At 59.2% G+C, this 24,939-nt stretch carries 21 protein-coding genes; 11 read left to right on the forward strand and 10 right to left on the reverse strand.

Annotated elements, in window-relative coordinates; all coding sequences use genetic code 11:
- The first annotated feature begins 13 nt into the window (after nucleotides 1–13).
- The 6 genes from Q669_RS16735 (at nucleotide 14) to Q669_RS16760 (ending at nucleotide 5,419) form a co-directional block, all read left to right on the forward strand.
- A complete protein-coding gene (locus Q669_RS16735; protein WP_022993169.1) occupies nucleotides 14–1,000 on the forward strand; it encodes a sterol desaturase family protein in 987 nt (328 codons plus the stop codon).
- Entirely contained in the window at nucleotides 966–1,919 is a 954-nt protein-coding gene (locus Q669_RS16740; protein ID WP_036149933.1) for an alpha/beta hydrolase, read from the forward strand. Before Q669_RS16735 ends, Q669_RS16740 begins: the two co-directional genes overlap by 35 nt.
- A 9-nt stretch (nucleotides 1,920–1,928) precedes the next feature.
- Entirely contained in the window at nucleotides 1,929–2,696 is a 768-nt protein-coding gene (modA, locus tag Q669_RS16745; RefSeq protein WP_022993171.1) for a molybdate ABC transporter substrate-binding protein, read from the forward strand.
- Nucleotides 2,696–3,376, forward strand: coding sequence for a molybdate ABC transporter permease subunit (gene modB / locus Q669_RS16750; protein ID WP_022993172.1), 681 nt, complete (start codon nucleotides 2,696–2,698; stop codon nucleotides 3,374–3,376). The genes modA and modB overlap by 1 nt, the downstream gene beginning before the upstream one ends.
- On the forward strand, nucleotides 3,373–4,452 hold the full coding sequence (modC, locus tag Q669_RS16755; RefSeq protein ID WP_022993173.1) for a molybdenum ABC transporter ATP-binding protein: 1,080 nt from the start codon (nucleotides 3,373–3,375) through the stop codon (nucleotides 4,450–4,452). The genes modB and modC overlap by 4 nt, the downstream gene beginning before the upstream one ends.
- An 85-nt stretch (nucleotides 4,453–4,537) precedes the next feature.
- The gene (locus Q669_RS16760) at nucleotides 4,538–5,419 is read left to right on the forward strand and encodes an alpha/beta fold hydrolase (RefSeq protein WP_022993174.1); all 882 of its coding nucleotides are present in this window, start codon (nucleotides 4,538–4,540) and stop codon (nucleotides 5,417–5,419) included.
- Between the two features lie 105 nt (nucleotides 5,420–5,524).
- Here Q669_RS16760 and crp read toward each other — a convergent pair whose 3' ends face one another.
- Nucleotides 5,525–6,166, reverse strand: coding sequence for a cAMP-activated global transcriptional regulator CRP (gene crp / locus Q669_RS16765; protein ID WP_007153756.1), 642 nt, complete (start codon nucleotides 6,164–6,166; stop codon nucleotides 5,525–5,527).
- Nucleotides 6,167–6,445: 279 nt separating this feature from the next.
- Here crp and Q669_RS16770 point away from each other — a divergent pair, with 279 nt between their 5' ends.
- The 3 genes from Q669_RS16770 to Q669_RS16780 all read left to right on the forward strand — a co-directional run bounded on the left by Q669_RS16770 (nucleotide 6,446) and on the right by Q669_RS16780 (nucleotide 8,897).
- The gene (locus Q669_RS16770) at nucleotides 6,446–6,868 is read left to right on the forward strand and encodes an OsmC family protein (RefSeq protein WP_011786961.1); all 423 of its coding nucleotides are present in this window, start codon (nucleotides 6,446–6,448) and stop codon (nucleotides 6,866–6,868) included.
- A gap of 233 nt (nucleotides 6,869–7,101) precedes the next feature.
- Nucleotides 7,102–7,893: an adenosylmethionine decarboxylase gene (speD, locus tag Q669_RS16775; RefSeq protein WP_022993175.1), complete on the forward strand. Its 792-nt coding sequence runs from the start codon at nucleotides 7,102–7,104 to the stop codon at nucleotides 7,891–7,893.
- A 149-nt stretch (nucleotides 7,894–8,042) separates the two neighbouring features.
- On the forward strand, nucleotides 8,043–8,897 hold the full coding sequence (locus tag Q669_RS16780) for a pirin family protein (protein WP_022993176.1): 855 nt from the start codon (nucleotides 8,043–8,045) through the stop codon (nucleotides 8,895–8,897).
- On the opposite strand, the gene Q669_RS16785 is transcribed toward Q669_RS16780, so the two are convergent.
- Together Q669_RS16785 and Q669_RS16790 are read right to left on the reverse strand one after the other, a co-directional pair.
- Complete coding sequence (locus Q669_RS16785; RefSeq protein WP_011786964.1) at nucleotides 8,898–9,764, reverse strand: phosphoribulokinase; 867 nt, start codon at nucleotides 9,762–9,764, stop codon at nucleotides 8,898–8,900.
- Nucleotides 9,765–9,790: 26 nt separating this feature from the next.
- Nucleotides 9,791–13,540, reverse strand: coding sequence for a DUF1631 family protein (locus Q669_RS16790; protein ID WP_022993177.1), 3,750 nt, complete (start codon nucleotides 13,538–13,540; stop codon nucleotides 9,791–9,793).
- A gap of 186 nt (nucleotides 13,541–13,726) precedes the next feature.
- On the opposite strand from Q669_RS16790, the gene Q669_RS16795 reads away from it, so the two are divergent.
- Nucleotides 13,727–14,797 (forward strand): aminopeptidase, encoded by a 1,071-nt coding sequence (locus Q669_RS16795; RefSeq protein ID WP_036149905.1) that lies wholly within the window; start codon nucleotides 13,727–13,729, stop codon nucleotides 14,795–14,797.
- On the opposite strand, the gene argA is transcribed toward Q669_RS16795, so the two are convergent.
- The 7 genes from argA to coaBC all read right to left on the reverse strand — a co-directional run bounded on the left by argA (nucleotide 14,771) and on the right by coaBC (nucleotide 23,958).
- On the reverse strand, nucleotides 14,771–16,078 hold the full coding sequence (gene argA / locus Q669_RS16800) for an amino-acid N-acetyltransferase (protein ID WP_022993179.1): 1,308 nt from the start codon (nucleotides 16,076–16,078) through the stop codon (nucleotides 14,771–14,773). The two genes, Q669_RS16795 and argA, sit on opposite strands and share 27 nt — an antisense overlap.
- 84 nt (nucleotides 16,079–16,162) lie before the next feature.
- A complete protein-coding gene (argE, locus tag Q669_RS16805) occupies nucleotides 16,163–17,326 on the reverse strand; it encodes an acetylornithine deacetylase (protein ID WP_014422828.1) in 1,164 nt (387 codons plus the stop codon).
- Nucleotides 17,327–17,347: 21 nt separating this feature from the next.
- The gene (locus Q669_RS16810; RefSeq protein WP_022993181.1) at nucleotides 17,348–18,589 is read right to left on the reverse strand and encodes a hypothetical protein; all 1,242 of its coding nucleotides are present in this window, start codon (nucleotides 18,587–18,589) and stop codon (nucleotides 17,348–17,350) included.
- A 23-nt stretch (nucleotides 18,590–18,612) separates the two neighbouring features.
- Nucleotides 18,613–19,509: an acetylglutamate kinase gene (gene argB, locus Q669_RS16815; RefSeq protein ID WP_014422830.1), complete on the reverse strand. Its 897-nt coding sequence runs from the start codon at nucleotides 19,507–19,509 to the stop codon at nucleotides 18,613–18,615.
- Between the two features lie 34 nt (nucleotides 19,510–19,543).
- Complete coding sequence (locus Q669_RS20060; RefSeq protein WP_022993182.1) at nucleotides 19,544–22,189, reverse strand: phosphomannomutase/phosphoglucomutase; 2,646 nt, start codon at nucleotides 22,187–22,189, stop codon at nucleotides 19,544–19,546.
- A gap of 96 nt (nucleotides 22,190–22,285) precedes the next feature.
- Nucleotides 22,286–22,747 carry a dUTP diphosphatase gene (gene dut / locus Q669_RS16825; protein WP_011786972.1) on the reverse strand — a complete coding sequence of 154 codons (462 nt, stop codon included), beginning with the start codon at nucleotides 22,745–22,747 and terminating at the stop codon, nucleotides 22,286–22,288.
- Nucleotides 22,744–23,958: a bifunctional phosphopantothenoylcysteine decarboxylase/phosphopantothenate--cysteine ligase CoaBC gene (coaBC, locus tag Q669_RS16830; protein ID WP_022993183.1), complete on the reverse strand. Its 1,215-nt coding sequence runs from the start codon at nucleotides 23,956–23,958 to the stop codon at nucleotides 22,744–22,746. The genes dut and coaBC overlap by 4 nt, the downstream gene beginning before the upstream one ends.
- A gap of 173 nt (nucleotides 23,959–24,131) precedes the next feature.
- On the opposite strand from coaBC, the gene radC reads away from it, so the two are divergent.
- Nucleotides 24,132–24,806 carry a RadC family protein gene (gene radC / locus Q669_RS16835; protein ID WP_014422834.1) on the forward strand — a complete coding sequence of 225 codons (675 nt, stop codon included), beginning with the start codon at nucleotides 24,132–24,134 and terminating at the stop codon, nucleotides 24,804–24,806.
- The last annotated feature ends 133 nt before the right edge of the window (nucleotides 24,807–24,939 follow it).

A 24,939-nucleotide genomic window follows, 5' to 3' on the forward strand; every position in this document is an offset into this window, starting at 1 on the left:
TCGGGGAGCAGCCATGGTGGTGATCGACATGATGCGGGCGGTGCTGGAAGACAGCGGGCTGATTAGCCTCTGGCAGGCCCTGGCCCCCTGGCTGGCTCTTGACGAACGACAGCTGATTTTCGTCATCGCCACCCCCGTGTTCATTGCCGTTACCTTGTGGGAATACCTGAAGATCCGGCATGACCCGCGGTTGATGAACGTGCCGGAGGCCATTCGCAACTTCGCCCTCGGTGCCGGCTACCAGGCTACTGAGTTGTTTTTTGCCGGTCTGATTGCCTTTCCCGTCTACGCACTCTGCTATCACTATCGCCTGCTTGAACTGGAGCTGAACTGGACGACCGGATTTCTGACCTTTCTCGGTGTGGATTTCTGTTTCTACTGGATGCACCGGGCCAGCCACCGCATGCGCTGGTTCTGGGCCGCCCATGTGGTCCATCATTCGTCCGAACGCATGAACTTCTCCACCGCCATGCGCCAGAATGCCACCAACATTTTCAACGGCATGTGGATTTTCTATCTGCCCATGGCGCTGATCGGATTCAACCCGGTGTGGATCGGCATCGCCTATGCCTTCTCTCTGGTGTACCAGTTTTTCGTGCACACCACCCTGGTGGGGCGCCTGCCGGCCTGGATCGAGTTCCTTTTCAACACCCCCAGCCATCACCGCGTTCACCATGGTCGTAACCCGGAATACATCGACCGCAACTACGGTGGCACACTGATTATCTGGGATCGCCTGTTTGGAACCTTTGTCCCTGAGAGCGCCAGCAACCCACCGGAATACGGCATTACCCGGCAGATTCATTCCAATAATCTGATTGTGCTCTGGACCCACGAATATGTGGACATGTTCCGCGACATGGCCCGCCCCGGCAGCTTATTGTCCCGTCTTCAGCATTTATGGAACCCGCCGGAGTGGCAGCGCCCGGCACCTCAGAACAACAACAAGGATGTGGGCCGAGACCATGACCGAACACCCTCTGACGCTGAATACCCCTGATGGCCACACCATTGTCGGACGGCAATATCTGCCGGCACAGCCCGTAGCCGTTCTGGTGATCAGCCATGGTATGGCTGAACACGCTGATCGCTATCAAGAGCTGGCTCACTGGCTCGGAGCTCACAACATTCTTGTCATCACCTATCACCACCGGGGTCATGGCCCCCACTGCCCGGCTGAACACCAGGGGCATTATGCAGACCAGGACGGATGGCAACGGGTGGTGGGCGATCTGGCGCAAGTGGTAGAGACCGCCCGCAAGCAGCATCCAGGCCTGCCCGTAAATCTGCTCGGCCACAGCATGGGCTCGTTCATCGCTCAGAGCTATGCCCAGCAATACGGCGACCGTATCAACACCCTGATCCTCAGTGCCACCAACCGCATTCACCGGCCCCAACTGCTGGCCTCGCGGCTACTGGTTAACCTGATTGCCGGCGTCCGTGGCCGGCGCCATCGCAGCCGGCTCATCGACAAGATGACCTTTGGCCAGTTCAATCGTGCTTTCCGGCCCAACCGTACCGGCAGCGACTGGCTGAGCCGTGATCCCGAGCAGGTAGACCGCTACGAAGCCGATCCTTGCTGTGGTTTTGATTGCTCCGTGGGGCTCTGGCAGGACTTCATTGCCGGCATGCTGAGCATCCGACCGGCAACCTGGCATCGGGATCTGCCGGTACACTTGCTGTCCGGCACCGCCGATGCCGTGGGCGAGATGGGGAAAGGCGTCCGCCAGCATTTTCAGACCATCCGGGAGTCGGGCATCGAGCAGGTAACGCTGCGGTTGTTCGACGGCGGGCGCCATGAGATGCTCAATGAAACCAATCGCATGGAAGTGTGGCAATACGTGCTAACCTTATGCCGTATTCAGTCGCCCGCTCGGTCGGAGGTCGGCGACATGCCACTGGCCCAGTCACTACCATAAGGAATCGCTATGAGCCGCCGTACCTGCTGGCGTTTCTTCCCTTTGCTGGCAATCTGGCTGCTTCTGCCCCTGAGCAACGCCTATGCGGGGAATCTGACCCTCGCCGTCGCTGCCAATTTCACCGACACCACCGCCAGTCTGGTGGAGACATTCAAGGCCTCAACCGGTCACCGGGTCACCGCCAGTTTCGGCTCCACGGGTAAACTCTACGCCCAGATTCGCAACGGCGCTCCATTTGATGTGTTCATGGCGGCCGATGCTCAACGCCCCCGGTTACTGGAATCCGACGGGATGGCCGTTCCCGATTCTCGCTTTACCTATGCCAGGGGCAAGCTGGTGCTCTGGAGCCCTGAGACCGCGGCCTTTATCTCTCCCATCGCCTACCTGAGCGAACAGCCGTTCTCGCGGCTGGCCATCGCGAATCCTAAAACTGCCCCCTATGGCTTGGCCGCACAGCAGGTCCTGGAACACCTGGAACTCTGGTCACCGCTGCAGCCCAAACTGGTCCGTGGCGACTCCATCGCCCAGACCTTCCAGTTCATTGCCAGCGGCAATGCCCAGGCCGGGCTGGTGGCGCTGGCTCAGGTCAAAGCCTGGCCAAATCAGGACGGAACACTCTGGCGGATTCCGCAATCTTATTATGCCCCCATCGATCAGCAGGCGATACTTCTGAAACGCAGTGCCGACAATGCTGCCGCCAGAGAGTGGCTCGCCTTCCTGCAGTCCCCGGAGGCTATTGCGATTATTCAGGACTACGGATACGACACGGCGGACTGATGCTGGAAACCTATTGGCAGCCGGTCTGGCTGACGCTGAAGCTGGCTTCACTGACAACCCTGGTACTGCTGCTGGTAGGAACTCCGATCGCCTGGTGGCTGGCCCGGTCTCGTCACTGGCTGCGCCAGCCGATTGCTGCGGTCGTCGCCTTGCCATTGGTCCTGCCGCCCACGGTGCTCGGATTCTATCTTCTGCTACTGCTTGGCCCGAATGGCTGGGTCGGCCAACTGACAGAACGTCTTGGCCTTGGTTTACTACCGTTCACCTTTGAGGGCCTGGTAGTGGCCTCGGTTATCTATTCCCTGCCCTTTACCGTGCAACCCCTGCAGAATGCTTTCGAAAGTATCCGTGAAGGCTTTCTGGAGACCGCCGCCACCCTCCGGGCCGGGCCCTGGGACCGGTTTTTCTTTGTGGTGATTCCGCTGGCCCGCAACGGCTTCATCACCGCCAGCGTGTTGACCTTCGCCCATACAATCGGCGAGTTCGGCGTCATCCTGATGATTGGCGGCAATATCCCGGGCGAGACCAAAGTGCTGTCGGTGGCCATCTACGATCACGTGGAATCCCTGGAGTACACCCAGGCCCACTGGTTGGCTGCGGGCATGGTGGCGTTTTCCTTCATCGTCCTGGTGACCCTGTACGTCCTCAATGGCAGGGCCCGGGCGGGGGCCCTGCGATGAATCCCACAGCCATCGAGGCACGTTTTATCTGCCGCTTTCCCGGATTTGAACTGGATGTCGACCTGAAGCTACCCGGCAACGGGATTACCGCTTTATTCGGTCACTCCGGATGCGGCAAAACCACGCTGCTCCGCTGCATCGCCGGGCTGCAGCAGGCTCACGGACAGCTTTCCGTATTGGGCACGCCCTGGCAGAAAGACAACCTGTTCAGACCGGTTCATCAGAGGCCTCTGGCCTATGTGTTCCAGGAAACGCATCTTTTTCCCCACCTGTCAGTACGCCGAAACCTGACGTTCGGGCAGCGCCGGGTTCCGGCACAGGACCGCCAGATCCGATTTGACGATGCCGTCTCCTGGCTCGGGCTGGCCCACCTTCTGGAGCGTATGCCTGCCAGACTGTCCGGGGGCGAACGACAACGGGTTGCCATTGCCCGGGCCATTCTCACCAGCCCGCGACTGCTGCTGATGGATGAACCTCTGTCGGCACTGGATCAGAGCTCAAAGCAGGAGATACTGCCCTACCTTGAGCGGCTGCGCGACCATCTGGCCATTCCGATGATCTACGTTTCCCACTCCACCAGCGAAGTGGCGCGCCTGGCCAACCACATTGTAATGATGGACAACGGGCGTGTTATCGCACAGGGACCGCTGCAAGAGACTCTGGCCCGTGTGGACCAGCCGTTTCGGCTGGAGGAAGACGCAGGCGTACTGGTTCAGGCAACACTGGATGCGCTGGATGAGCCATGGCATCTCGCCCGCTTCAGCTTTGATGGTGGCAGCTTGTGGCTACGACAGGATCCGCGCTTCCGGCACGGTGACCAGGCCCGCATACAGGTACTGGCAAGAGATGTGAGTATCGCGTTGACGGAGCATCGCGACCAGAGTATCCAGAATTTGCTGCCGGCGCGGGTGGACCACGTCGAGACTGACGTCACCCCCGGCACCACCCTGGTGCGCCTGCTGGCTGGCAATACTCCGTTTCTGTCCCGGCTCACCAGCCGCTCCGCGGCCCAGCTGGCACTCACACCTGGCCAGCCGGTGTGGCTCCAGATCAAATCGGTTGCCCTGGTGGACTGAACGACTTCTGGCCCCTTTGGCCACAGAGTGTGACCAGTGATATCGCTACTCTGGCGTTTAAACACACTATGCCGGGAGCGGACTGATGCCGACCAAACGTGAACACTGGGTGACCAGTGGAGACCTTCTTCTCTACGCCGTTGCGGAGGGCAACCCGGAAGCAACGCCCATTGTTCTGGTACACGGCTACCCCGACAACCACAGTGTCTGGGACAAGGTCACGGCCACACTCAGCCAGGAGTATCTGGTGATTCGTTACGATGTCCGCGGTGCTGGCCGCTCCGACAAGCCAGCCCGGACCTGGGACTATCGCCTGTCGTTGCTGGCAAAAGACCTGCAAGCAGTCGTCAACGCCATTATCCCCGACCGGCCATTTCATCTGGTTGCCCACGACTGGGGCTCCATTCAGAGCTGGGAATCGGTCACCGACCCCGACCTCCAGCAGCGTATTCGCTCCTACACCTCCATTTCCGGCCCCTGCCTGGATCATGTCGGCTTCTGGATTCGCAATCAGATCGGCTCACCGGCAAACGGAGGCACCACCAAAGTACTGCGTCAGTTGGCGAGCTCCTGGTATGTTTTCCTGTTCCAGCTGCCGCTGCTACCGGAAATGATCTGGAAAGCCGGGCTGGACAAAGTCTGGCCGAACTATCTGAAGGCACAGGAACAGGTTGAAGACGCCCGTTTCAGCCCCTGGCAGAAAGCAGACGGACAATATGGTGTGAAGCTCTATCGGGCAAACTTCCTGCCCAGGCTGCTGCGCCCAAGGCCCCGGCACACCCGCTGCCCCGTTCAGGTCATCATTCCCACGCGGGACGCCTACGTCGGCCGCCACCTGACCGAACACCTGGTGCACTGGACCGGAAAGCTGACACTTCAGGAACTGGACGCCCCGCACTGGGCACCACTGACCGAGCCCGACGCCATCTGCCAGTCTGTCGGGAGTTTTGTGACCGCTAATCGTTAATGGCTTGGCAACGAGGGACTGGAAAAAAGTGGCATGCGACCGATGTCCACCAACAGGCGGCGCATCGGTTCATCTGGAGTGCCAGGAGGAACAGGAAGGAGACAATCAGCGAGTACCGTAAACCACCATGGTTTTACCCTTGACCCGCACCAGACCCTGGTCCTCCAGGGTTTTCAGCACCCGTCCGACCATTTCCCGGGAGCAGCCAACAATGCGCCCGATTTCCTGACGGGTAATCTTGATCTGCATGCCATCGGGATGAGTCATGGCATCCGGCTCCTTGCACAGATCCAGAAGTGTACGAGCTACCCGACCGGTGACATCAAGGAACGCCAGGTCGCCTACCTTACGTGTGGTCTGGCGCAGGCGCGAGGCCATCTGCTCACCGATAAAGTACAATACGCGCGGGTCCTGCTGGGCGATTTCCCGGAACTTGGTGTAGCTGATTTCCGCCACCTCGCACTCGGTCTTGGCTTTGACCCAGGCACTGCGGGAATCCATGTTATCGAACAGCCCCATCTCGCCGAAGAAATCACCGGCATTGAGGTAGGCCATGATCATTTCGCGACCATCGTCGTCTTCAATAATGACAGTGACCGAACCCTTGACGATGTAGAACAGGGAATCGCTTTTATCACCCGCATAGATGATGGTGCTTTTGGCTGGGTAACGCCGGCGATGGCATTGGGAAAGGAAGTAATCCAGGTGTTTGGTCTTCTGTTCAACCGGCTTGACTATGGTAGCCATAATGCGAGACATGCCTCCTCAGAGTCTGGCGATTCCTGATCGTTTTTATATCCCCGCCTGTCCATGCGGGTTAGGGATTTTACTGATATGCCACGCAACTTATAACAAGAAGGTAACTTTTGGGCAACTCAAAAGCGGATACAGGATGTATCTGAAGGCAATACCGCTTTGGTCGCAACCACATCATGCCGCTTGTGGATAACTGTGCTAGCATCCTGCCAACTCATTCAGGCGCAGGCGCCAGAACCTCATCCGAACCAGACACCAGGGGTAACTCAGATGAAAGCAACCGTCGACTGGACCGGCAACGCCAGCTTCAAAGCCACCAGTGGCAGTGGCCACAGTGTTCAACTGGACGGGCCCCCTGATCATGGTGGCGAAAACCTGGGTCCGCGCCCAATGGAGTTGCTGCTGATGGGCGTGGGCGGCTGCTCCTCCTTCGATGTGATGAGCATCCTGAAGAAAAGCCGCCAGGACGTGACCGCCTGTCACTGTGAGCTTGATGCGGAGCGCGCTGATGAGGTGCCGGCTGTGTTCACCCGCATTCATCTTCATTTTGTGGTTAGCGGAAACAACCTGAAGGAAAAGCAGGTGGAGCGCGCAGTCAGCCTGTCTGCCGACAAGTACTGTTCAGCCTCGATCATGCTGGGCAAAGCCGGTGTCGAGATCACGCACAGCTTCGAAATCCAGGCCGCCAGCTAGAACGGCAGGGCAGATTCCGGCCAGCGCCCTGCAACCGCGGCTTTCCGTTATAAAAAATGTCATTGCAAATACTATTCAATGACACCTGCGGTATGCATAATACGCAACTTTCTCCGCCGGTCTGCGCAAAAGGTGAACAATTCCGTTCACCCGGTCAGTAGTCGGTGGCGGCCTCGGCAGGGAGAGCTCCTCTCCCTGTGATCATTCATCTCCATTTCCCGGAGGGGCTGAGCATGGAAACCAAACTCCAGCTGCACGGTTTCAACAACCTGACCAAATCCCTGAGCTTCAACATCTACGACATCTGTTACGCGCAGACCGAAGAACAACGCGAAGCCTATATTGATTACATCGACGAGATGTACAACGCCGAGCGTCTGACCCAGATTCTGACCGATGTGGTCAAGATCATCGGCGCCAATGTTCTCAACATTGCCCGTCAGGATTATGAGCCCCACGGTGCGTCCGTCACCATGCTGATCGCCGAGCACGAACTGACCGACAGCGAAGCCAATAACGAAGAGTCTCCCGGCCCGCTGCCGGATACCATTGTGGCGCACCTGGACAAGAGCCACGTGACGGTTCACACCTACCCGGAAAGCCATCCCCATGACGGCGTGAGCACCTTCCGTGCGGATATTGATGTGTCTACCTGCGGTCTGATTTCACCGCTGAAGGTACTGAACTACCTGATTCACAGCTTCGACTCGGATGTGGTTACCGTTGACTACCGCGTACGCGGTTTCACCCGCGACGTGGACGGCACCAAGCATTACATCGATCACGACATCAACTCGATCCAGAACTACCTGACCGAGGATACCCAGAACGCGTATCAGATGATCGACGTCAACGTGTATCAGGAAAACCTGTTCCACACCAAGATGATGCTCAAGGAGTTCAACCTGGACAACTATGTGTTCGGAGTGAACGCCAGCGATCTGGACCCGGCAGAAGCCCAGTCCATTGAGGATCGCCTGCGCCGGGAAATGCTGGAAATTTTCTACTCCCGCAACGTGGAATAATCGCTCCGGGGGTGACGACGGGGCTCCCGTCGTCACCTTCTGGTGCCTTCGTCAGTTTTTTTGACCTCCCCTGCCAGAATTCTGCGTTTTCATCCCTTCTGATACCCCGGTTAAATAGACCCATCAATAACCGAGAGGAGGACGGGATCATGCTTCGCTCCCTGAAACAGACCATTCCCGCACAGGCCACATCCGATGGCGCCGGAGTTCGCATCAAACGCTCACTGGGCCAGCGCCAATCCGTGCGAATGGACCCATTTCTGATGCTGGATGAGTTCGGCTCTGACCAGCCACAGGATTACATTGCCGGCTTTCCAGCCCACCCGCATCGGGGCTTTGAAACCGTCACCTATATGATTGAAGGGCACATGCTGCATGAGGATCACCTGGGGAATCGAGGCAACCTTCGCAACGGCGGGGTGCAATGGATGACCGCGGGCCGGGGCATCGTGCATTCGGAAATGCCACAGCAGGAATCCGGGGTCATGCGGGGCTTCCAGCTCTGGCTCAACCTGCCTGCTGCCGAAAAAATGAAGGCCGCCGGTTACCGGGACATTCAGCCAGAGGAGATTCCGGTGGCGCGCCAGCAGGGCGTATCCGTCCGGGTGATTGCCGGTGAACTGGAGATCGGCGACGGTTCCGTCACCGGTGCAGTCACCGGCGGCAGCACAGAGCCTCTGTATGCCGATGTCCATCTGGAACCCGGAGCGAGGGTATCGCTGCCCGTCCCCCAGGCGCTCAATGCCCTGGTTTACCTGTATGAAGGTGGCGCAAGCCTGGTAAGCGAAGACCGGAACCAGGCTCTGGCACTGTCCTCGGCAAACATTCTGGACCAGGGGGACGAAGTTCTGATTGAGGCCGGAGAGGCCGGGGCACAGCTGCTACTGATTGCAGGCCGGCCCATCGGCGAGCCAGTTGTCCAGTATGGTCCGTTTGTAATGAACACACCTGCTGAGATTGAGCAGGCGCTGGCCGACTACCGCGATGGCACCCTGACGGTCTGATCAGGCAAAGGTTCTGCCGGCCATCAGGCTCTGAACCATGGGCCGGATAATCAGGTCCATGGCCAAGGCCATTTTCGGCCCCGGGATCACCAGGGTGTCGTGTCGGGACAGACTGCTTTGGGGAATGGCCTGCAGTAACCAGGGAAAATCCACCTCCGCCGTTTCCCTGAAATGAATCACCACCATGCTTTCGTCCTCACTGGGCACATCCCGGGCAACGAACGGGTTGGACGTGTCCACCAGCGGAATTCGCTGGAAGTTGATGTGGGTATGAGAGAACTGCGGCACGATGTCGTGCACGTAATCGTCCATCCGATTGATGATCGTCTGAACCACGGCATCCTGGCTGTAGCCGCGCTGATGAGTATCCCGATGGATTTTCTGGATCCACTCCAGATTGACAATGGGTACCACACCAATCAGCAAGTCAACGTACTGGGCAATGTTGTAGTTGTCGCTCACCACCCCGCCATGGAGCCCCTCGTAGAACAGGGCATCGGTATCCGCAGGTAACGGGCCCCAGGGGGTGAAGGTGCCAGGTTTGTGGCCTTCGGCCACCAGGTCGCGGTCTTCGTCATGAACGTACTGTCGGTAACGGCCATTGCCGGTATGGCTGTAGTCATAGAACAGAGCTTCCAGCCTATCGATATGATTGGCTGCCAGGGCAAAATGGTTGCGTTCACCAAACTGCCCTTTAGCGGCGAGCCGTGCCATTTGTTCCCGGGTATACCGATGAAAGCTGTCGCCACTGACCATGGCGGCAGCAATGCCCTCACTGGCAAACATGCGGCTGAAGATCTGCCCGGTTGTGGTGGTGCCCGCCCCGGAAGACCCGGTAACGGCGATAATCGGATGGCGTCTGGACATAAAAAGCTCAGGTTCCCGGATGTGCGTCAGACAAGGCTGGTCAGCAGTCGGGGCTTCTCGACCACAAACCCTTGAGCGTAATCCACGCCCAGTTGTCTCAGCATATCCAGAACCTCACGGGATTCAACCTGAGAGGCAATCACTTCCCGTTCCATGTAGTGAGCCATATCAACCATGGACCTGACCATCGCCTGGTCCGTCTGGTTGGCTGCCAACTGACCGGTAAAGGCACTGTCGATCTTGATCAGATCTACCGGCAACGATCGCATGAACTGGAAGGAACTGGGGCCGCTGCCAAAGTTACCCAGGCAGAACCGGCAGCCGAGCTCTTTCATTTCCAGCATGAAATCCGCCACCGATTGCAGATCATGAATGGCAGAGGCTTCCGTCAGCTCGAACCAGAGACGCTCAATAGGCGCATCCTTCTCACTGAGCTTTTCGTAAATGAATTCCAGCAGTGACTGGTCGTTCAACGAATAGCCGGAGAGATTTATGCAGACACCGCCTACATGGCGCGGATCCGGTGACTGATCCCTCAGCCAATCCAGCATGTGCCCCACGACCCAGCGATCCACCGCCTGCATACGGTCATAGCGCTCGGCCATGCGGACAAAATCCTGGCCGGTAATCAGCTGCCCGCTGTCGTCGTACATGCTGATCAGAATTTCATACTGGGCCGCCATTCGGGTGCTGGCGTGCAGAGGGATGATCTTCTGGCAACGCAGCAGCATGCGCTCTTCGTCCGGGTTGCTCAGGCCGGCCACACGGGCCGCAATCTGTTCCTGCCGGGCCTGGTCGTCTGCGTCAAGCGTGTAGATCGAGAAACGGCCGGGGCCCTTGTCGAGAGCGGAATTGAGCGCCTGTTCGGCAGCTTTCAGCCATTTTTCGGCGCTGATCAGCGCGGGCAGTTCCGGCGCCAGGCCAACATTGGCATTTAATGTGTAACGCCGACCGCCATACTCGAAGGGCTCATCTGCAATGGCTTCCAGGAGCGCCTTGGCAATTTCCGGCCCCTGTTCTTCAGGCACCAGCATGGCAAATTCATTGGCCCCGGGACGAGCCACCGGCATGCCATCGCCCACATGCCGACAGATGACCTCCGCCACCCGTTTCAGGGTTTCATCTCCAGCCTGGTAGCCCGCTGTGTCATTCAGCAATCGGAACCCGCGCAGATCCAGTTGCAATAAAGTCCGGCTGTCTTCCCGGCGGGCAAGTTGCTGTTCCAGCATACGTTCGAATTCCCGGCGGTTAAGCAGCCGGGTCAGTTCATCATGGGTGGATGCCCAGGACAGCTGGTCATAGACGTTGCGAACCATGCGGTCGATGCTCTCATCTACCAGCGGTCGATCATACTGATTATCAGGTACGATGATGCCTTTGCGCATTTGCCTGGCCAGAGCTTCCAGCTCCAGCTCAACCACCCGCATACCCTGGTGATTAACGAATACAAACCGGCTGAAACCACGGGCAATCCACACCAGGCGGATATACTGGGGATCTTCCGCCTTGGTTTGATCCCGCAGCCAGTCGCCGGTGCGCAATTGCTGGGCCCGGTTGATCCAGCGTTGCAGGCTGCGCTGTTCCCGCTCACTGAGCACCTGTTTGTCCGGGCGGACACCACTGACCGCAGGCATTTCAACCATTTCCGGCGCCTTGTCGGGCCGACGCACCAGGAACTGCTTCAACTCATCCCGGATCTGGGAGGACGGCATATGGTTGCTGGAGATCGACGCCAGACCATCCTGAATCAGCCGCAACAGTTCGGGCAGGTTAATGCTGCTGTCCGGGTCCTCGGCAAAGGCCATCAGCGAATCGATCACTGCCAGGTAGTCCTGCCATAACTGACTGTCTGGTCCCTGGCGAATCCAGGTCAGCGACAATAAATCCCGCCAGCCACCGTCGAGCAGGCTGACCAGGGCCCTGGGAACCTTGCGGCCAGCCAGTTTGCTTTCCAGCGCGCTGGCTACGGCAGTTTTGGATTCGGCAACCTTCTGGGCACCCTCTGCGGCAGCCGTCACCCGCTCAACGTTGCGGCGATACACGAGGTTCTGCCGGTCAATCAGCGTGTCCAGCTCACCTACGGTTTGCTCAAACACACCGGTATCCTGTTCGAACTCGGTAGCAATGCGGTGAATCAGCTCATCCACCCGGCGCTGCACCACCGGGTTCAGCCGGCCACCCTTCACACCCAGTTGCGCCAGGCGGTTCATCACGCCACGGACCGGGCTGTCCTGGTCCTCAAAGAACTCGGGATCACGCATCACCACTTTCAGCACCGGCACTTCCAGCTGACGCATGCGGCTCTGGGCGTAGTCACTGAGTTTGGGGCTATCGACCACGCTCCGGAAAAACCGATCGACAACGTCCAGAGTGTCCTGCTGCTCAGCTTTGAGCCGGGTGTCACCGGTTTCACGTATCTTTTCAACCACCCGGTCCCGCAAGGGCACGGCCGGCTCTTCCGGAGCCGCAGCGCGTAGCTGCAGCTCCTGCAATTCCCTGTGCAGTTCACCCTGAGACAGCGGACGGGCATTGGCCGCAAACGGCTCTGGCGTCGCCTCTCCATTCTCCACACGACTGGCCTGCAGTGTTGTCAGCAGATTCCTCACCGTGGCAAAAGCAGTCTGGGCTGCGCGGGCATACCCCCGGAACTCTCCAGCTACCCGGTTTTTCAGCCCGCGGGCCGTTTGCCCGGGTTTGCTTTCCGACGCCTCAGGCTGCGGCTTTTCCAGAGGCATTTCAGGCTCCGGCGTTCGCGCCTTGGCGGGCGCCTCCTTCCTGGCCGGCGCCTGTTCGCTCAGATAACGGGACAGGTCCAGATCCGGCAACACACCATGCCGGATCAGGATATTGTTCAACTCCCGATACAGCGGCTCCAGCTGTTTGATCACCGTCTGCTCAAACGTCTTCAGGCAGACCTTTTCAACCTCCCGGCTGACTTTCAGTTGGGCAAGCGCGTTATGGAAGGCTTCGCACACAAGAGCGGGACCGAGGGGGTTATGATGGCCGGTGCGATTGGCGATACCTAACTTGTCCAGCCTCAGCTTGAGCTGTAGCAGGTCGCCACGGTACTGGGTATCAGCACGGGTAACCATCACCCGAATTGCCAGCCAGTCCTCAAACTCGTTTTTGTCTACCACCGACAACACTGAACCGGGCGCGCCTTTGGGCTCCGGTTTTAAGGGCGATTCCAGACTCCGGCTCATGTAATGCCAGAGCACCCGCTGGCGCCCCTGAATCTGGCCGGAGGCATCCATCAACTCATTGGCAAGCTGGTCGTTTGGGGCTTTCTGGGCCGCAACACGCAGGGCATCCACCGTCTGGACAAAACAGGCATCCATGAGTGGTTCAATAAACCGCGTGACGGTTTTGGCACACTGGTGAAGCACAAACTGAACCCGCTCACTGGGGGCGCGAAGTGACGAACGGGACTGATTACCGGAGCTGCCACACAACTGGAGCATGGCGTTGAAGGCATCGGAATCTGGACGGGTAAAATGCACGCCCATGGCACCGTCAATACGCCGCACCGGGCTGACATGAAGCTCGTATCGACGATTGCCCTCAAGACCGCGGAACCGAACCACCAGCTCGGTAACGCTGCCGCCGGCAAAGGCCCGCTCGATTTTGCCGGAGGTTTCACCCGAATAACGAATGAACATGCCTTCGGCACAGAAATCAGCAATCTGGCAGGGCCACGCCTCACCATTGCCGGCATCTATCTGAGCGGCAAGTTTTATCGGCTGTCGGGGGCTGCTGCGACGCTCTCTCGGATCCATGAACTACCTGACCAGTTGCAAAGCCGGCATGTTGCCGGATGCGAAAATCCGGCCAACGTCCCTGAGTGGGTGTAGGTTCGAGCTGTTATGATAAGGCCTATGGCGGTCGGTTAAAAATCTGTGACAGCCGTCGGCGGATAAGGAATTGTACAGCCTCATACCCACAACATCATAATATGATGATTCATGAGACAGCTTAGTCAGATCTATCTCCTTTTGCTACTGGTAACACCCCTGAATGGCTGTACGACCATTGGCTACTATGGCCAGGCCATTGGCGGCCATGTGTCCCTGATGATGAAGGCCAGGCCCATCCACCAGGTGATCACGGCACCGGAAACCGACCCGGAACTTCGTCGACAGCTTGAGCTGGCAGCGCAGGCGCGGGCGTTTGCGGCTCAGGAACTGACCTTGCCCGTGGACGACGTCTTCAGTGAATACGTAGCTCTGGGCCGCCCATGGGTGGTAGTGAATCTGGTCGCCGTGCCGGAGTTTTCGCTTACCCCCCACCAATGGTGTTATCCGTTTGTGGGCTGCCAGTCCTATCGCGGGTACTTCCAGCTAGCCGACGCCCGACAGGAGCAGACGGCGTTTCGCGAACGCCATTATGATACCTTTATCGGCGCCGTTACCGCCTATTCCACCCTGGGCTGGTTCGATGATCCGTTGCATACCGGGTTCACCTCCCTGGCGGATGACCGCATGGTCGCCCTGATGTTCCACGAGCTGGCCCACCGAGTTCTCTATATCAATAGTGATACCGCCTTTAACGAAAGTTTTGCCACCGCCGTGGAGCTGGAGGGGCTTCGGCTCTGGCTTCAGCAGCAAGGGGCACCGGAGGGTTTTGAGCGTGCCCTGGCGCGACTGCAGCACCGGCAACAGACGCTTGCACTGGTCGACGCCACCAGCGAACAGCTGCAGCAACTTTATGCGAGCCAGAACCAGATGGACAAAACCATGCTGCGGGCGCGCAAGGCCCAACTGCTCGATGAGCTGGCCCGGGACTATACCAACCTGGCCGGGCAATACGAAGAACCGGGGCCATTCGGCCCGCCGCCGGTGCAGCTGAATAATGCACAGCTGGCATTGTTCCGGCAATACAATCAGCATGTTCCCGCCTTCCGGCAGATGCTGAAAGAGCTGGACTACCGCTTCCGCGATTTTTACCAGGCTGCCGAGGAGCTTTCCCGACAGCCCGCGGACCGTCGCACTGCGCAGCTGGAATTGCTGTCAGAGCGGTTTGTAGAACACCTTTGAATTACGCTGGGTGTTGTATGAGGCCAGCTTTGGCCCCGGCAGATCCTGCACGGCGGTAGGCAGGAAACCGCGTTCCCGGAACCAGTGTTCGGTTTGGGTAGTCAGCACGAACAGTTTGTGAATGCCCTGGCCCCGGGCCAGCTTTTCAACCATGGCGAGAATCTCGTCACCACGGCCGGCGCGTCGGTAGGAGGGGTCGACCGCAAAACAGGACAACTCTCCGGAGCCCTCCTCCGGATAATGGTATAGCGCGGCGCAGCCGACAATGGTGCCGTCCCGCTCCGCCACCACAAACCGGTCAATTTCGGTTTCCAGCATTTCCCGGGAGCGGCGAACCAGCACGCCCTGCTCTTCCAGCGGCTGAATCAGCTCCAGAATGCCCCCGATATCTTCTACCCGCGCCTGGCGAATCTGTTCGTAGTTATCACCGCTGACCAGGGTGCCGGAACCATCGCGGGTAAACAGCTCCTCCAGCAGGGCGCCGTCTTCGACATAACTGATGATGTGGGCACGCCGAACGCCTTTGACACAGGCATCGCAGGCGGCCTTGAGCAGGGCCGCGTCGTGACCGGTGACGGCATTGTCGTTCAGGCGTTCGGACGCCTGACGGGCGGACAACTCACGTATCAGGCTGCCATCTTCTTCAAGCAGGCCTTCGTCGTCGATGAAGACAATCAGCTTCTCCGCCTGCAGCGCCGCGGCCACCTGGCTGCCAACATCCTCATAGGAAAGGTTGAAGGCATCACCGGTGGGCGAATAGCCCATTGGCGGCAGCAAAACAATATGCCCCAGCTCCAGCAATTGCTCGATGCCTCGGGTATCAACACGGCGGACGCGGCCGGTGTAGCCAAAATCAATGCCATCCAGCACGCCAACGGGTTTGGCGGTGACGTAGTTGCCGCTGCTGACCCGAATCCGGGCGTTATGCATGGGTGAGTTCACCAACCCCATGGAGAGCTGGCTTTCCAGGTAGGCCCTGAGCCCGCCAATGGCTTCCATAACCATCGGCAGATGGTTATCGGGGGTGATGCGCAAGCCCCGTGCGAAGGAGGATTCCAGGCCGGCATCATCCAGTCGCGACTGAATCTGGGGGCGGCCACCGAACGCCACCACCAACTTGACGCCAAGGCTGCCGAGCAAAGCGATGTCGTGGATGATGTTGATAAAATTGCGGTGCTCGATGGCATCCCCGGGCATGGTCAGGACGACGGTTCGGCCGCGATGGGCGTTGATGTACGGAGAGGAATGGCGGAATCCGTGCAGCCAGTCGTTTGATTTCAAACCTTTATTCCTTATACCCTGATAATGCTTGCCAAGAATGGAGAATGCCGGGACGGTTTTCCGCCCGCCTTACCGTTAGTCTACTCAAAGACAGAACCTTTTGATCAATCCCTTGAGGATATCCACCGTCGGCTGTAACTGGGACAGTTCAAGAAACTCGTCCGGCTGGTGCGCCTGGTCGATCGAACCTGGCCCCATCACCAGGGTCTCCAACCCCAGCTGCTGCAGCCAGGGTGCCTCCGTGGCAAAAGCAACGGCGTGTGCCGTGTGGCCCGTGAGTTTCTCACAGGCTTTGACCAGAGCGGCGTCGGCCGGGGTTTCAAACGGCGGTACGCCGTCAAACAGGGGGGCAAACGTGAGTTTGAGTTCCCGCCGCTCGGCCAGAGGCTGCATCCGGTCAAGAATCGCCTGGCGCAGGGTCTCCATGTTCATGCCCGGCAGCGGACGCAGGTCGAAGTGCAATTCGCATTGGGCGCAGATGCGATTGGGATTGTCACCACCGTGGATACAGCCCAGGTTCAGGGTGGGCACCTGTACCTCGAAGTTGGGGTTGCGGTACTTTTCCTGCCATTCGCTGCGCAGGGCCAGAAGTTCGCCGAGCGCCTCGTGCATGCCTTCCAGCGCGTTGCGGCCCAGGGCCGGGTTGGAGGAATGGCCCGATTGCCCGTCAAACCGCAACCGCTCCATCATGATGCCCTTGTGCATGCGCACTGGTTTGAGATTGGTGGGCTCGCCGATCACCGCGTAACGGGCTTTCGGTTTGCCAGCTTCTGCCAGTGCCCGGGCGCCATTCATCGAGCTTTCTTCGTCAGCAGTGGCCAGGATAATCAGCGGCTGCTGCAAGGGCTCGCCGGCAAAGGCTCTGGCGGCTTCAATGGCCAGCGGGAAAAAGCCCTTCATGTCGCAGGTGCCCAGACCGTACCAGCGGTTGTCCTTTTCCGTGAGACTGAACGGATCACTTTGCCAGCGTTTGTCGTCAAACGGTACGGTGTCGGTATGGCCTGAGAGTACCAGTCCACCCGGACCGCTACCCAGAGTGGCGATCAGATTGAACTTGCCGGGCATGCCCGGCACTTCCATGATCTCGACGGTAAACCCCAGGGGTTCGAGCCACTCTGCCAGCAGGCGGACCACACCTTCGTTACTGTGATCCCACTCCGGCGAGGCACTGCTGATGGATGGCAATGAAATCAGCCGGGCCAGCATTTCCCTGATACCCGGCACCCCTGTGCTTGCACTTGCGGTCACTTATTGCCTCCCGTCCCGGCGCTATTCCGGGCGGCCCCGGCGCCAGACTTCAAATTGTGTAATGGCACGAATCAGAATGGGGTACGCCACTTCGCCCCCGGCCACTGTGCGGGCGATTTCCATATCCCGCTCGCCAACGCTGACCAGTCGCCCCTCAACCTGGTTTTCATTCGAGAGCGTAACCTTTACGCGCCGGCCAAGCCAGGTATTGGCGTTCTCAACACTGTCAGGGTACCACTGCTCAAAATCCGGGTCTTCCGGCGGTACCACAGGCTCCATTGCCTGCGCAGGCAATGCTGGTTCCACCCGTTGCATTTCGGTCAGGTACACATCCGGCACGGTGGCACCGTTATAGGATACGCGCAGGCTGACGGTGTTTTCCGAATCGGTGCGTACGGGCAGCCCGAAGGTTTCCGAGCCGGGTGCAAGCATCATGGTCACCTCACCCCCTTCGGTCAGCCATTGCCGATACAGTGCCAGCAATTGCGGACTGGCTTCCAGGCCCCGAGCCTGCAGCCCTTTCTCCAATGCCGCGACACCCCGCCCGGCCCAGTCGCTGACCTCCAGCCCGGTCTCGCGGGCACAATAGGCAGAGAGGCGGCGCATCAGACCCGCGTCACGAACGGTCAGTTGCAGTGGCCCGGCCCCCATGGAGGCCGGGTCGGCCAGATTGCCCATGGTCAGTCTGGCGTCTGGCCAAACCAGCTCCAGGCTTCCGGTTTCACGGGTATTCAGTTCAAAACGCAGGGCATCGGGGGTCTGCTCCAGCAACATGTCGCCCCGGATATCAGGAATCCCCATACGCATCAAATCCCCACTACCCAGTTGCTGCCTTGGGTCCGGCGCACAGGACAGATTGGCTAGCGGGGCCTGGGCAGTTTCATCCGGCGCCGCCGTCACCCAGTTCCGGAACATGGTAGGCTCCAGCGTAATGCTGGCGCGCTCAACGGACAGCCGCCAACTGGCCGGCAAGCTGTCCGGGCTCATCAGTGTGGTCAACAGAGCGATTGGAGAGCCGGTTTCCAGTTCAATCAGGTCCATCTGCAATGGCTGAGTAAGCTGGAAGTCCTCCCAGTGCGCCTGCCGGAGGATGACCCGGCCATCCACAGAGGAGCTGATGCTCCCCCGCTCGAGTACACCGGATTCCGATAGTACCGTGCGCGCCTCTGCCAGACGCTGGTCCGTCAGCCACCAGACGCCAGCTTTAAAGCCGGCGAAGGCCACTATTCCTGTGATAACGAGAAATGACAGCAGGCGTTTCATCCGGTAACTCCCGGCCAGAAGTATCAGTTACGGGAAATCAGCGTACCGACCCCCTCGTCGGTGAAGATTTCCAGCAGGCAGGCGTGGGCGACACGTCCGTCGATGATGTGGGAGGTGCGCACGCCGTTTTCCACCGCACTCAGGGCACAGCGGATTTTTGGCAACATACCGCCATGGATGGTGCCGTCTTCAATCAGATCGTTCACCTGCTGGGCGGTCAGGCCGGTCAGCACTTTGTCCTCCTTGCTCTTGAGGCCGGAGACATTGGTCAGCAGGATCAGCTTTTCCGCCTTCATGGCTTCTGCCACCTTGCCGGCTACCAGGTCCGCATTGATGTTGTAGGAAGCGCCATCCGGCCCGACACCGATGGGCGCGATAACCGGGATCACGTTGCTGCGGGTCAGCATGTCGATAACATCCACGTTGACGCTTGCCACCTCGCCAACATGGCCAATATCGATGATTTCAGGCCGCTCCAGCTCCGGCGAGCGATTGACCACTTCCAGCTTCCGGGCCCGGATCAGATTGGCATCCTTACCGGTCAGGCCCACCGCGGTGCCGCCGTGGGCATTGATCAGGGAAACGATTTCTTTGTTCACCTGGCCGCCGAGCACCATTTCGACCACGTCCATGGTCTCCGCATCGGTAACCCGCATGCCGTTAACAAAGCGGGACTGGATATTCAGGCGTTCCAGCAGCTCTCCGATCTGGGGGCCGCCGCCGTGAACCACGATAGGGTTGATCCCCACCAGCTTCATCAGCACCACGTCCCGGGCGAAACTGCTTTTCAGGTCTTCGTTCTCCATGGCGTTGCCGCCGTATTTGATCACGACCGTCTTGCCGGTAAACCGTTGGATATAGGGCAGGCCCCGGCTCAGTACCGAGGCCACCTGCATTGCTGTTTCACGATCCAGCGCCATGATGTTGTGTTAATCCTTACGACAGTAATGGGTTTCAGAATTCCGCCACCAGGTCTGGTGCCGCTTTCTGCAGTTGCTCCCGGAACACGGATTTGATCCGCTCCAGTGCCTGTTCTGTTTCGGCTTCAAAGCGCAGAACCAGAACCGGCGTGGTATTGGACGCACGGCATAGCCCCCAGCCATCGGCATAATCTACCCGAATGCCATCGATGGTACTGATATTGCCGTCACCAAAATCCGCCTGCTGACCTAGCCGTTCAATGATGGCGAACTTGTCGCTCTCGGTCACCTCGACATTCAGCTCAGGGGTACTGATATCCTCGGGGAAGTCTTCAAAGACTTCATCGGAGTGACGATCCTCAATGCCCAGGATTTCCAGCAGCCGGGCAGCCGAGTAAAGGCCATCGTCAAAGCCGTACCAGCGTTCGCCGAAGAAGATGTGTCCGCTCATTTCGCCCGCCAGCAGGGCGCCGGTTTCCTTCATTTTCGCTTTCATCAGGGAATGGCCGGTTTTCCACATGATCGGGCGCCCTCCAGCTTCCGAGATCACGCTGGCCAGCCGGCGGCTGCACTTCACGTCATAGAGCACATCCGCGCCGGGATTGCGGGACACCACATCCCTGGCAAAGAGCATCAGCAGGCGATCCGGCCAGATGATCTTGCCGGTATTGGTAACCACGCCCAGACGATCACCATCGCCATCAAAGGCCAGCCCGATATCGGCGCCGGTCTCCTTAACCTTGGCAATCAGGTCCTGCAGGTTCGCGGGTTTGCCGGGGTCCGGGTGATGATTAGGGAAATCACCGTCCACTTCACAATACAGTGGTGTGACTTCACAGCCCAGTTCCTCAACCAGCATGGGGCCCAGCTCTCCGGCAATGCCGTTACCGGCATCCACCACCACTTTCAACGGCGCCGCCACAGCAATATCACCGACGATACGGTCCAGATAGGCGCGGCGCACGTCGTCCCGGGATTGCTCACCCTGCCCTCTGGCAAGGTCGGCGGTCTGGATGCGCTGGCACAGCTTCTGGATAGCCTCACCAGAGAGAGTCTCTCCGCCCAGCATGATCTTCAGGCCGTTATAGTTGGCCGGGTTGTGACTGCCGGTCACCATAACGCCAGAACCGGTCTGCAGGTGATGGGTTGCAAAATACAGCACCGGCGTAGGGATGGCACCCAGGTGAATGATGTTGCACCCGGTCGCCATGATGCCGCGCCCCAGGGCATCGGCCAGTTCCGGGCTGGAATGACGGCCATCAAAACCAATACAGATATCCGTAACGCCATGCTCAGTCGCTTCCGAGCCGATCGCGCGACCAATGACTTCAACCACCTCGGCCGAGAGGGTCTGGCCAACGATGCCCCGGATGTCATAGGCACGGAAGATTTCCGGGTTGACCTGAACGGCAGGCAACTCGGTTTCTGCCACTTCTGGAATGTCCTCGTCAAACAGGGAATCGTCGGAGCCACCAAAGCCGAGCACATCCTCGTCACCATCGAGCATGTCAATGTCGGGCATATCCTTGTCCTGAAACAGCGGCTCCTCCTCCGCCGTCGCTGCCTTGCGGCGGGCAGGAGCCGTTTTGGGGGCGGCCGACTCCGCCGCCTTGGCCACCCGTTTCTCAACCATCTGAGACAAACGAAACAGCACTTCTCCTGTGGACGCCACCATATCCCAGCGCAGGGCGGGCAATTTCATCCGCTCGCCCCCGAACACCTTATGGGCCCACTGAATGAGCGCGGTCACATCCTGGCGAATACCACGCTGGGCATTACCGAGAAGCACCCAGACCAGAACCGCCGCCACCAGCGCCGGCACCCCCACCAGAATCGCCAGGAGGATGGTGCTGACCGGCGCCACCGGCGCCGAAGCGGGTTGATAACTGACGGACCAGTCCGGATTGATCAAAGTGCGGGACAGCTCCGGGCCGCTGCCATTACCGACGCTGGCCACGGTTCGTGAAGCACCGGATACGGATTGGACCAGTGACAACTTGCCACCAAGTTGCGAATTGCTCACAGCCAGCAATGGCTGAATATGGGACGCCTCAAAGACCGCCAGTACGCTACCAACCACGGCATTGCTGGTGGGGTGACGTACCGCCGCGGCAAATTGCAGATACCACTGATTGTCCCGGGGGAAGGCGTCCGGCAACAGGTTCTGTCCATTTTCTGCCCGCCGGGCCAGTTCCAGGCCCGCAAATCCCAGCAGGGTATCGCCGTTACCGGTCCGGGGAACTTCCCGATACGGGAAGACAAACACCTGGGCGGAGCCGGGCAGCGCTGCTTGCAGTTGCTCAGCCAGATTCGCCAGATCGGAGCGCTCCGCCAGAGCAAGGGCGGCGTAGCGCTGGTTGGCCACCGCCCGAACCTGTTCCTGCAGCGCCGTCAGTGACTGATTCAGGCGCCGCTGGGCACTGTCCACCTCCATGGCACTGGCCGCCTCATAACGGGCTTCCCCGGCGGGCACCACCACCAGAAAATGCGCCAGCACCACCGCGACCACGCCGGCCACCAGCACCACCAGTGATTGATTCAGCCCGACCGATCCGAGTTTCTTTAGCCCGGAGCCAGCCGCTTCTTTGGACGCTTTGGACGGTTTCTGTTTCTTTCCGGGCTTCTTCTCCGGCTGCTCATCACCGGAAGACGCGTTGGTTTTTTTCTTGGCGAATTTCATAATGCATCCCGCAGTTATTTTCTTTCCCGGATAGTTCTGTATCCGCTGAGTATAGACGCCGGCCAGTCAACTCGCTGCCAGGTAAACAGGCCCGGCTCAGTGGCTCCCGGTGGAGCCAAAGCCACCTTCACCCCGGTCACTGGCATCAAATTCGGTCACAATCTCGAAATCCGCCTGTACCACAGGCACCAGCACCATCTGGGCAATACGTTCACCCACCTCGATGGTGAATGGCGTCTGGCCCCGGTTCCAGCAGGACACCATCAATTCGCCCTGATAATCGGAATCAATCAACCCCACCAGATTACCGAGCACGATCCCGTGTTTGTGCCCGAGCCCGCTACGGGGCAGGATCATGGCGGCCAACTCCGGGTCGGCAATATGCACAGACAGGCCGGTGGGAATCAAAAAGGTCTCGCCCGGCATGATGGTCTTGGCTTCTTTCAACGCCGCCCGGAGATCAAGGCCTGCAGAGCCTTCCGTGGCATATTCGGGAAACGGAATCCCGGTGCCAATGCGGTCATCCAGAACCCGTACCTGAAATTTTCTTTTGCTCATGCCTGTTCAATCCTGTTGCTGTGGTCTGCAATCAACGCCACCAGACGGGCAGCGATCGCCTGTTTGCTGTCCGGCCCGATGGATTCCGAACCCTCAGGCCAGAACACCGTAACCGCATTTCGATCGCTGCTGAAGCCGAGCCCGGGCACGGACACATCGTTGGCGACAATCATATTGAGTTTCTTGCGCTGCATCTTGTCGGTCGCATAGCGCGCCACATCCGTAGTCTCGGCCGCAAAGCCGACCGTGAAAGGCGCATCAGCCCTGGCTGCGATGGTCGCCAGGGTATCGGGGTTACGGACCAGCGCCAGGCTCATGTTGTCGTTGGTTTTCTTGATTTTCTCGCTGGCGAACACCTCGGGCCGGTAATCTGCCACCGCGGCCGTGGCGATAAAGATATCGCAGCCTTCATCGACCGCCTTGCTGGCGGCTTCCAGCATCTCCTGAGCGGTGCTGACAGGCCGGACATCAACCCCCGCTGGGGCCGACAAACTGACAGGTCCACTGACAAGCACCACCTCGGCTCCGGTGGCAACAGCTGCACCGGCCAGGGCATAGCCCATCTTGCCCGAGCTGTGATTGGTAATGTAGCGCACCGGATCGATCGGCTCCCGGGTTGGCCCGGCCGTGATCACCAACCGTTTGCCTGACAGCGGCCCGGTAGTTTCAACCACGCCCTCTCCGTTTACCAGACGAGCCAGACGTTCCGGCTCAAGCATGCGCCCAGGACCGGTATCACCGCAGGCCTGTTCGCCCTGGTCCGGTCCCCAGACGGTAATCTGCGGGTCTTCCGTCAACAGCGCCAGATTCCGCTGGGTACGGAAGTTCTTCCACATGGCCTGGTTCATTGCGGGGGCCAACGCTATCGGCGCTTCGGTGGCGCAACAGACCGTGGTCAACAGGTCATCGGCCAGCCCATGGACCAGACGGGCCATAAAATCCGCAGACGCCGGCGCTACCACAACCTGATCGGCCCACTTGGCCAGCTCGATGTGCCCCATGCCAGCTTCGGCTTCCGGGTCAAGCAGCGAGGTGCGCACCGGTTCGCCACTCAGAGCCTGATAGGTCAGCGGCGCAACAAATGCCTCCGCACCCCGAGTCATGACAACCCGGACTTCGTGCCCCGCTTTTTTCAGCAGTCGAACCAGCTCCGCACTTTTATAGGCGGCGATACCACCGGTAATTCCCAACAATATTCGCTTGGCGGTCATGCTGGCTCCGTAATCCCGTAAAATGAAAGAGTTATAAGATAGCATGCCGAGCGCAGACGGACAGCCCGCCAGAACCCCTGTTCGTTTACCAAATGTTACCTTTTGGAGTAACCTTTGTAATTTCGAGAACCCGGTGCAGGACGCACTCCCCCGAAACCAGCAAGGAAGCAAACATGCCACCCAGCCATTGGCCCGCCGATGAGCGGCCCCGTGAGCGATTGCTCACTCACGGCCCTGAATCATTGTCAGATGCCGAACTCCTGGCCATTTTCCTGCGTACCGGTACCACCGGCATGCCGGTGATGGCCCTGGCCCGACACCTGATCACCGAATTTTCCGGACTGCGCGGCCTGATGACCGCTTCCCGCCGACAATTCTGCGAGGTCAAAGGCCTTGGCACCGCCAAATATGCCCAGGTGCAGGCTGCCATGGAAATGGCGAGGCGAGTGATGGACGAGCCGCTGCGCCAGGGCGACCCGCTGCGCTCACCGGAAGATACCCGGCGCTTTCTCACCAGCCGCCTGGGCACTTATCCTCATGAAGTGTTCGCCGGCCTGTTCCTGGACAACCGTCACCGGGTCATCCAGTACCGGGAGCTGTTCCGGGGTACGATAGACGGCGCAGCGGTTTACCCCCGGGAGGTGGTGCGCCAGGCTCTGGAGGACAATGCCGCCGCAGTCATCTTTGCCCACAACCATCCGTCAGGCGTGGCCGAGCCAAGCCAGGCTGACATTTCCCTGACCCGCCGGCTGAAAGAGGCCCTGGGACTGGTCGATATCAGGGTTCTTGACCATATGGTTATCGGCCACGGTGAGGTAATATCCCTTGCTGAACGAGGATTGATGTAGCCCCGTGAAGGATACCGCCCCGAAACTGGCCAAATTCCCAACAATTTTTTGCGTTGGTCGGCCAGTTCTGGTATAAAAGCGTCCCTTTCTGGCGGCGTCTGGCGAGCAGCGTTCTGTTTCAGAAGCGCAAACC

The sequence above is a fragment of the Marinobacter sp. C1S70 genome (assembly GCF_000475355.1).
Taxonomy (GTDB): domain Bacteria; phylum Pseudomonadota; class Gammaproteobacteria; order Pseudomonadales; family Oleiphilaceae; genus Marinobacter; species Marinobacter nauticus.

Coding starts and splice junctions, on each gene's coding strand:
- Q669_RS16785 (WP_011786964.1), bottom strand. CDS start 9,764: ATGTCCAGACGCCATCCGATTATCGCCGTTACCGGGTCTTCCGGGGCG.
- radC (WP_014422834.1), top strand. CDS start 24,132: ATGCCACCCAGCCATTGGCCCGCCGATGAGCGGCCCCGTGAGCGATTG.
- Q669_RS16810 (WP_022993181.1), bottom strand. CDS start 18,589: ATGAAACGCCTGCTGTCATTTCTCGTTATCACAGGAATAGTGGCCTTC.
- Q669_RS16735 (WP_022993169.1), top strand. CDS start 14: ATGGTGGTGATCGACATGATGCGGGCGGTGCTGGAAGACAGCGGGCTG.
- speD (WP_022993175.1), top strand. CDS start 7,102: ATGGAAACCAAACTCCAGCTGCACGGTTTCAACAACCTGACCAAATCC.
- Q669_RS16760 (WP_022993174.1), top strand. CDS start 4,538: ATGCCGACCAAACGTGAACACTGGGTGACCAGTGGAGACCTTCTTCTC.
- Q669_RS16780 (WP_022993176.1), top strand. CDS start 8,043: ATGCTTCGCTCCCTGAAACAGACCATTCCCGCACAGGCCACATCCGAT.
- argB (WP_014422830.1), bottom strand. CDS start 19,509: ATGGCGCTGGATCGTGAAACAGCAATGCAGGTGGCCTCGGTACTGAGC.
- modA (WP_022993171.1), top strand. CDS start 1,929: ATGAGCCGCCGTACCTGCTGGCGTTTCTTCCCTTTGCTGGCAATCTGG.
- modC (WP_022993173.1), top strand. CDS start 3,373: ATGAATCCCACAGCCATCGAGGCACGTTTTATCTGCCGCTTTCCCGGA.
- modB (WP_022993172.1), top strand. CDS start 2,696: ATGCTGGAAACCTATTGGCAGCCGGTCTGGCTGACGCTGAAGCTGGCT.
- Q669_RS16795 (WP_036149905.1), top strand. CDS start 13,727: ATGAGACAGCTTAGTCAGATCTATCTCCTTTTGCTACTGGTAACACCC.
- coaBC (WP_022993183.1), bottom strand. CDS start 23,958: ATGACCGCCAAGCGAATATTGTTGGGAATTACCGGTGGTATCGCCGCC.
- Q669_RS16790 (WP_022993177.1), bottom strand. CDS start 13,540: ATGGATCCGAGAGAGCGTCGCAGCAGCCCCCGACAGCCGATAAAACTT.
- dut (WP_011786972.1), bottom strand. CDS start 22,747: ATGAGCAAAAGAAAATTTCAGGTACGGGTTCTGGATGACCGCATTGGC.
- Q669_RS16770 (WP_011786961.1), top strand. CDS start 6,446: ATGAAAGCAACCGTCGACTGGACCGGCAACGCCAGCTTCAAAGCCACC.
- crp (WP_007153756.1), bottom strand. CDS start 6,166: ATGGCTACCATAGTCAAGCCGGTTGAACAGAAGACCAAACACCTGGAT.
- Q669_RS16740 (WP_036149933.1), top strand. CDS start 966: ATGACCGAACACCCTCTGACGCTGAATACCCCTGATGGCCACACCATT.
- Q669_RS20060 (WP_022993182.1), bottom strand. CDS start 22,189: ATGAAATTCGCCAAGAAAAAAACCAACGCGTCTTCCGGTGATGAGCAG.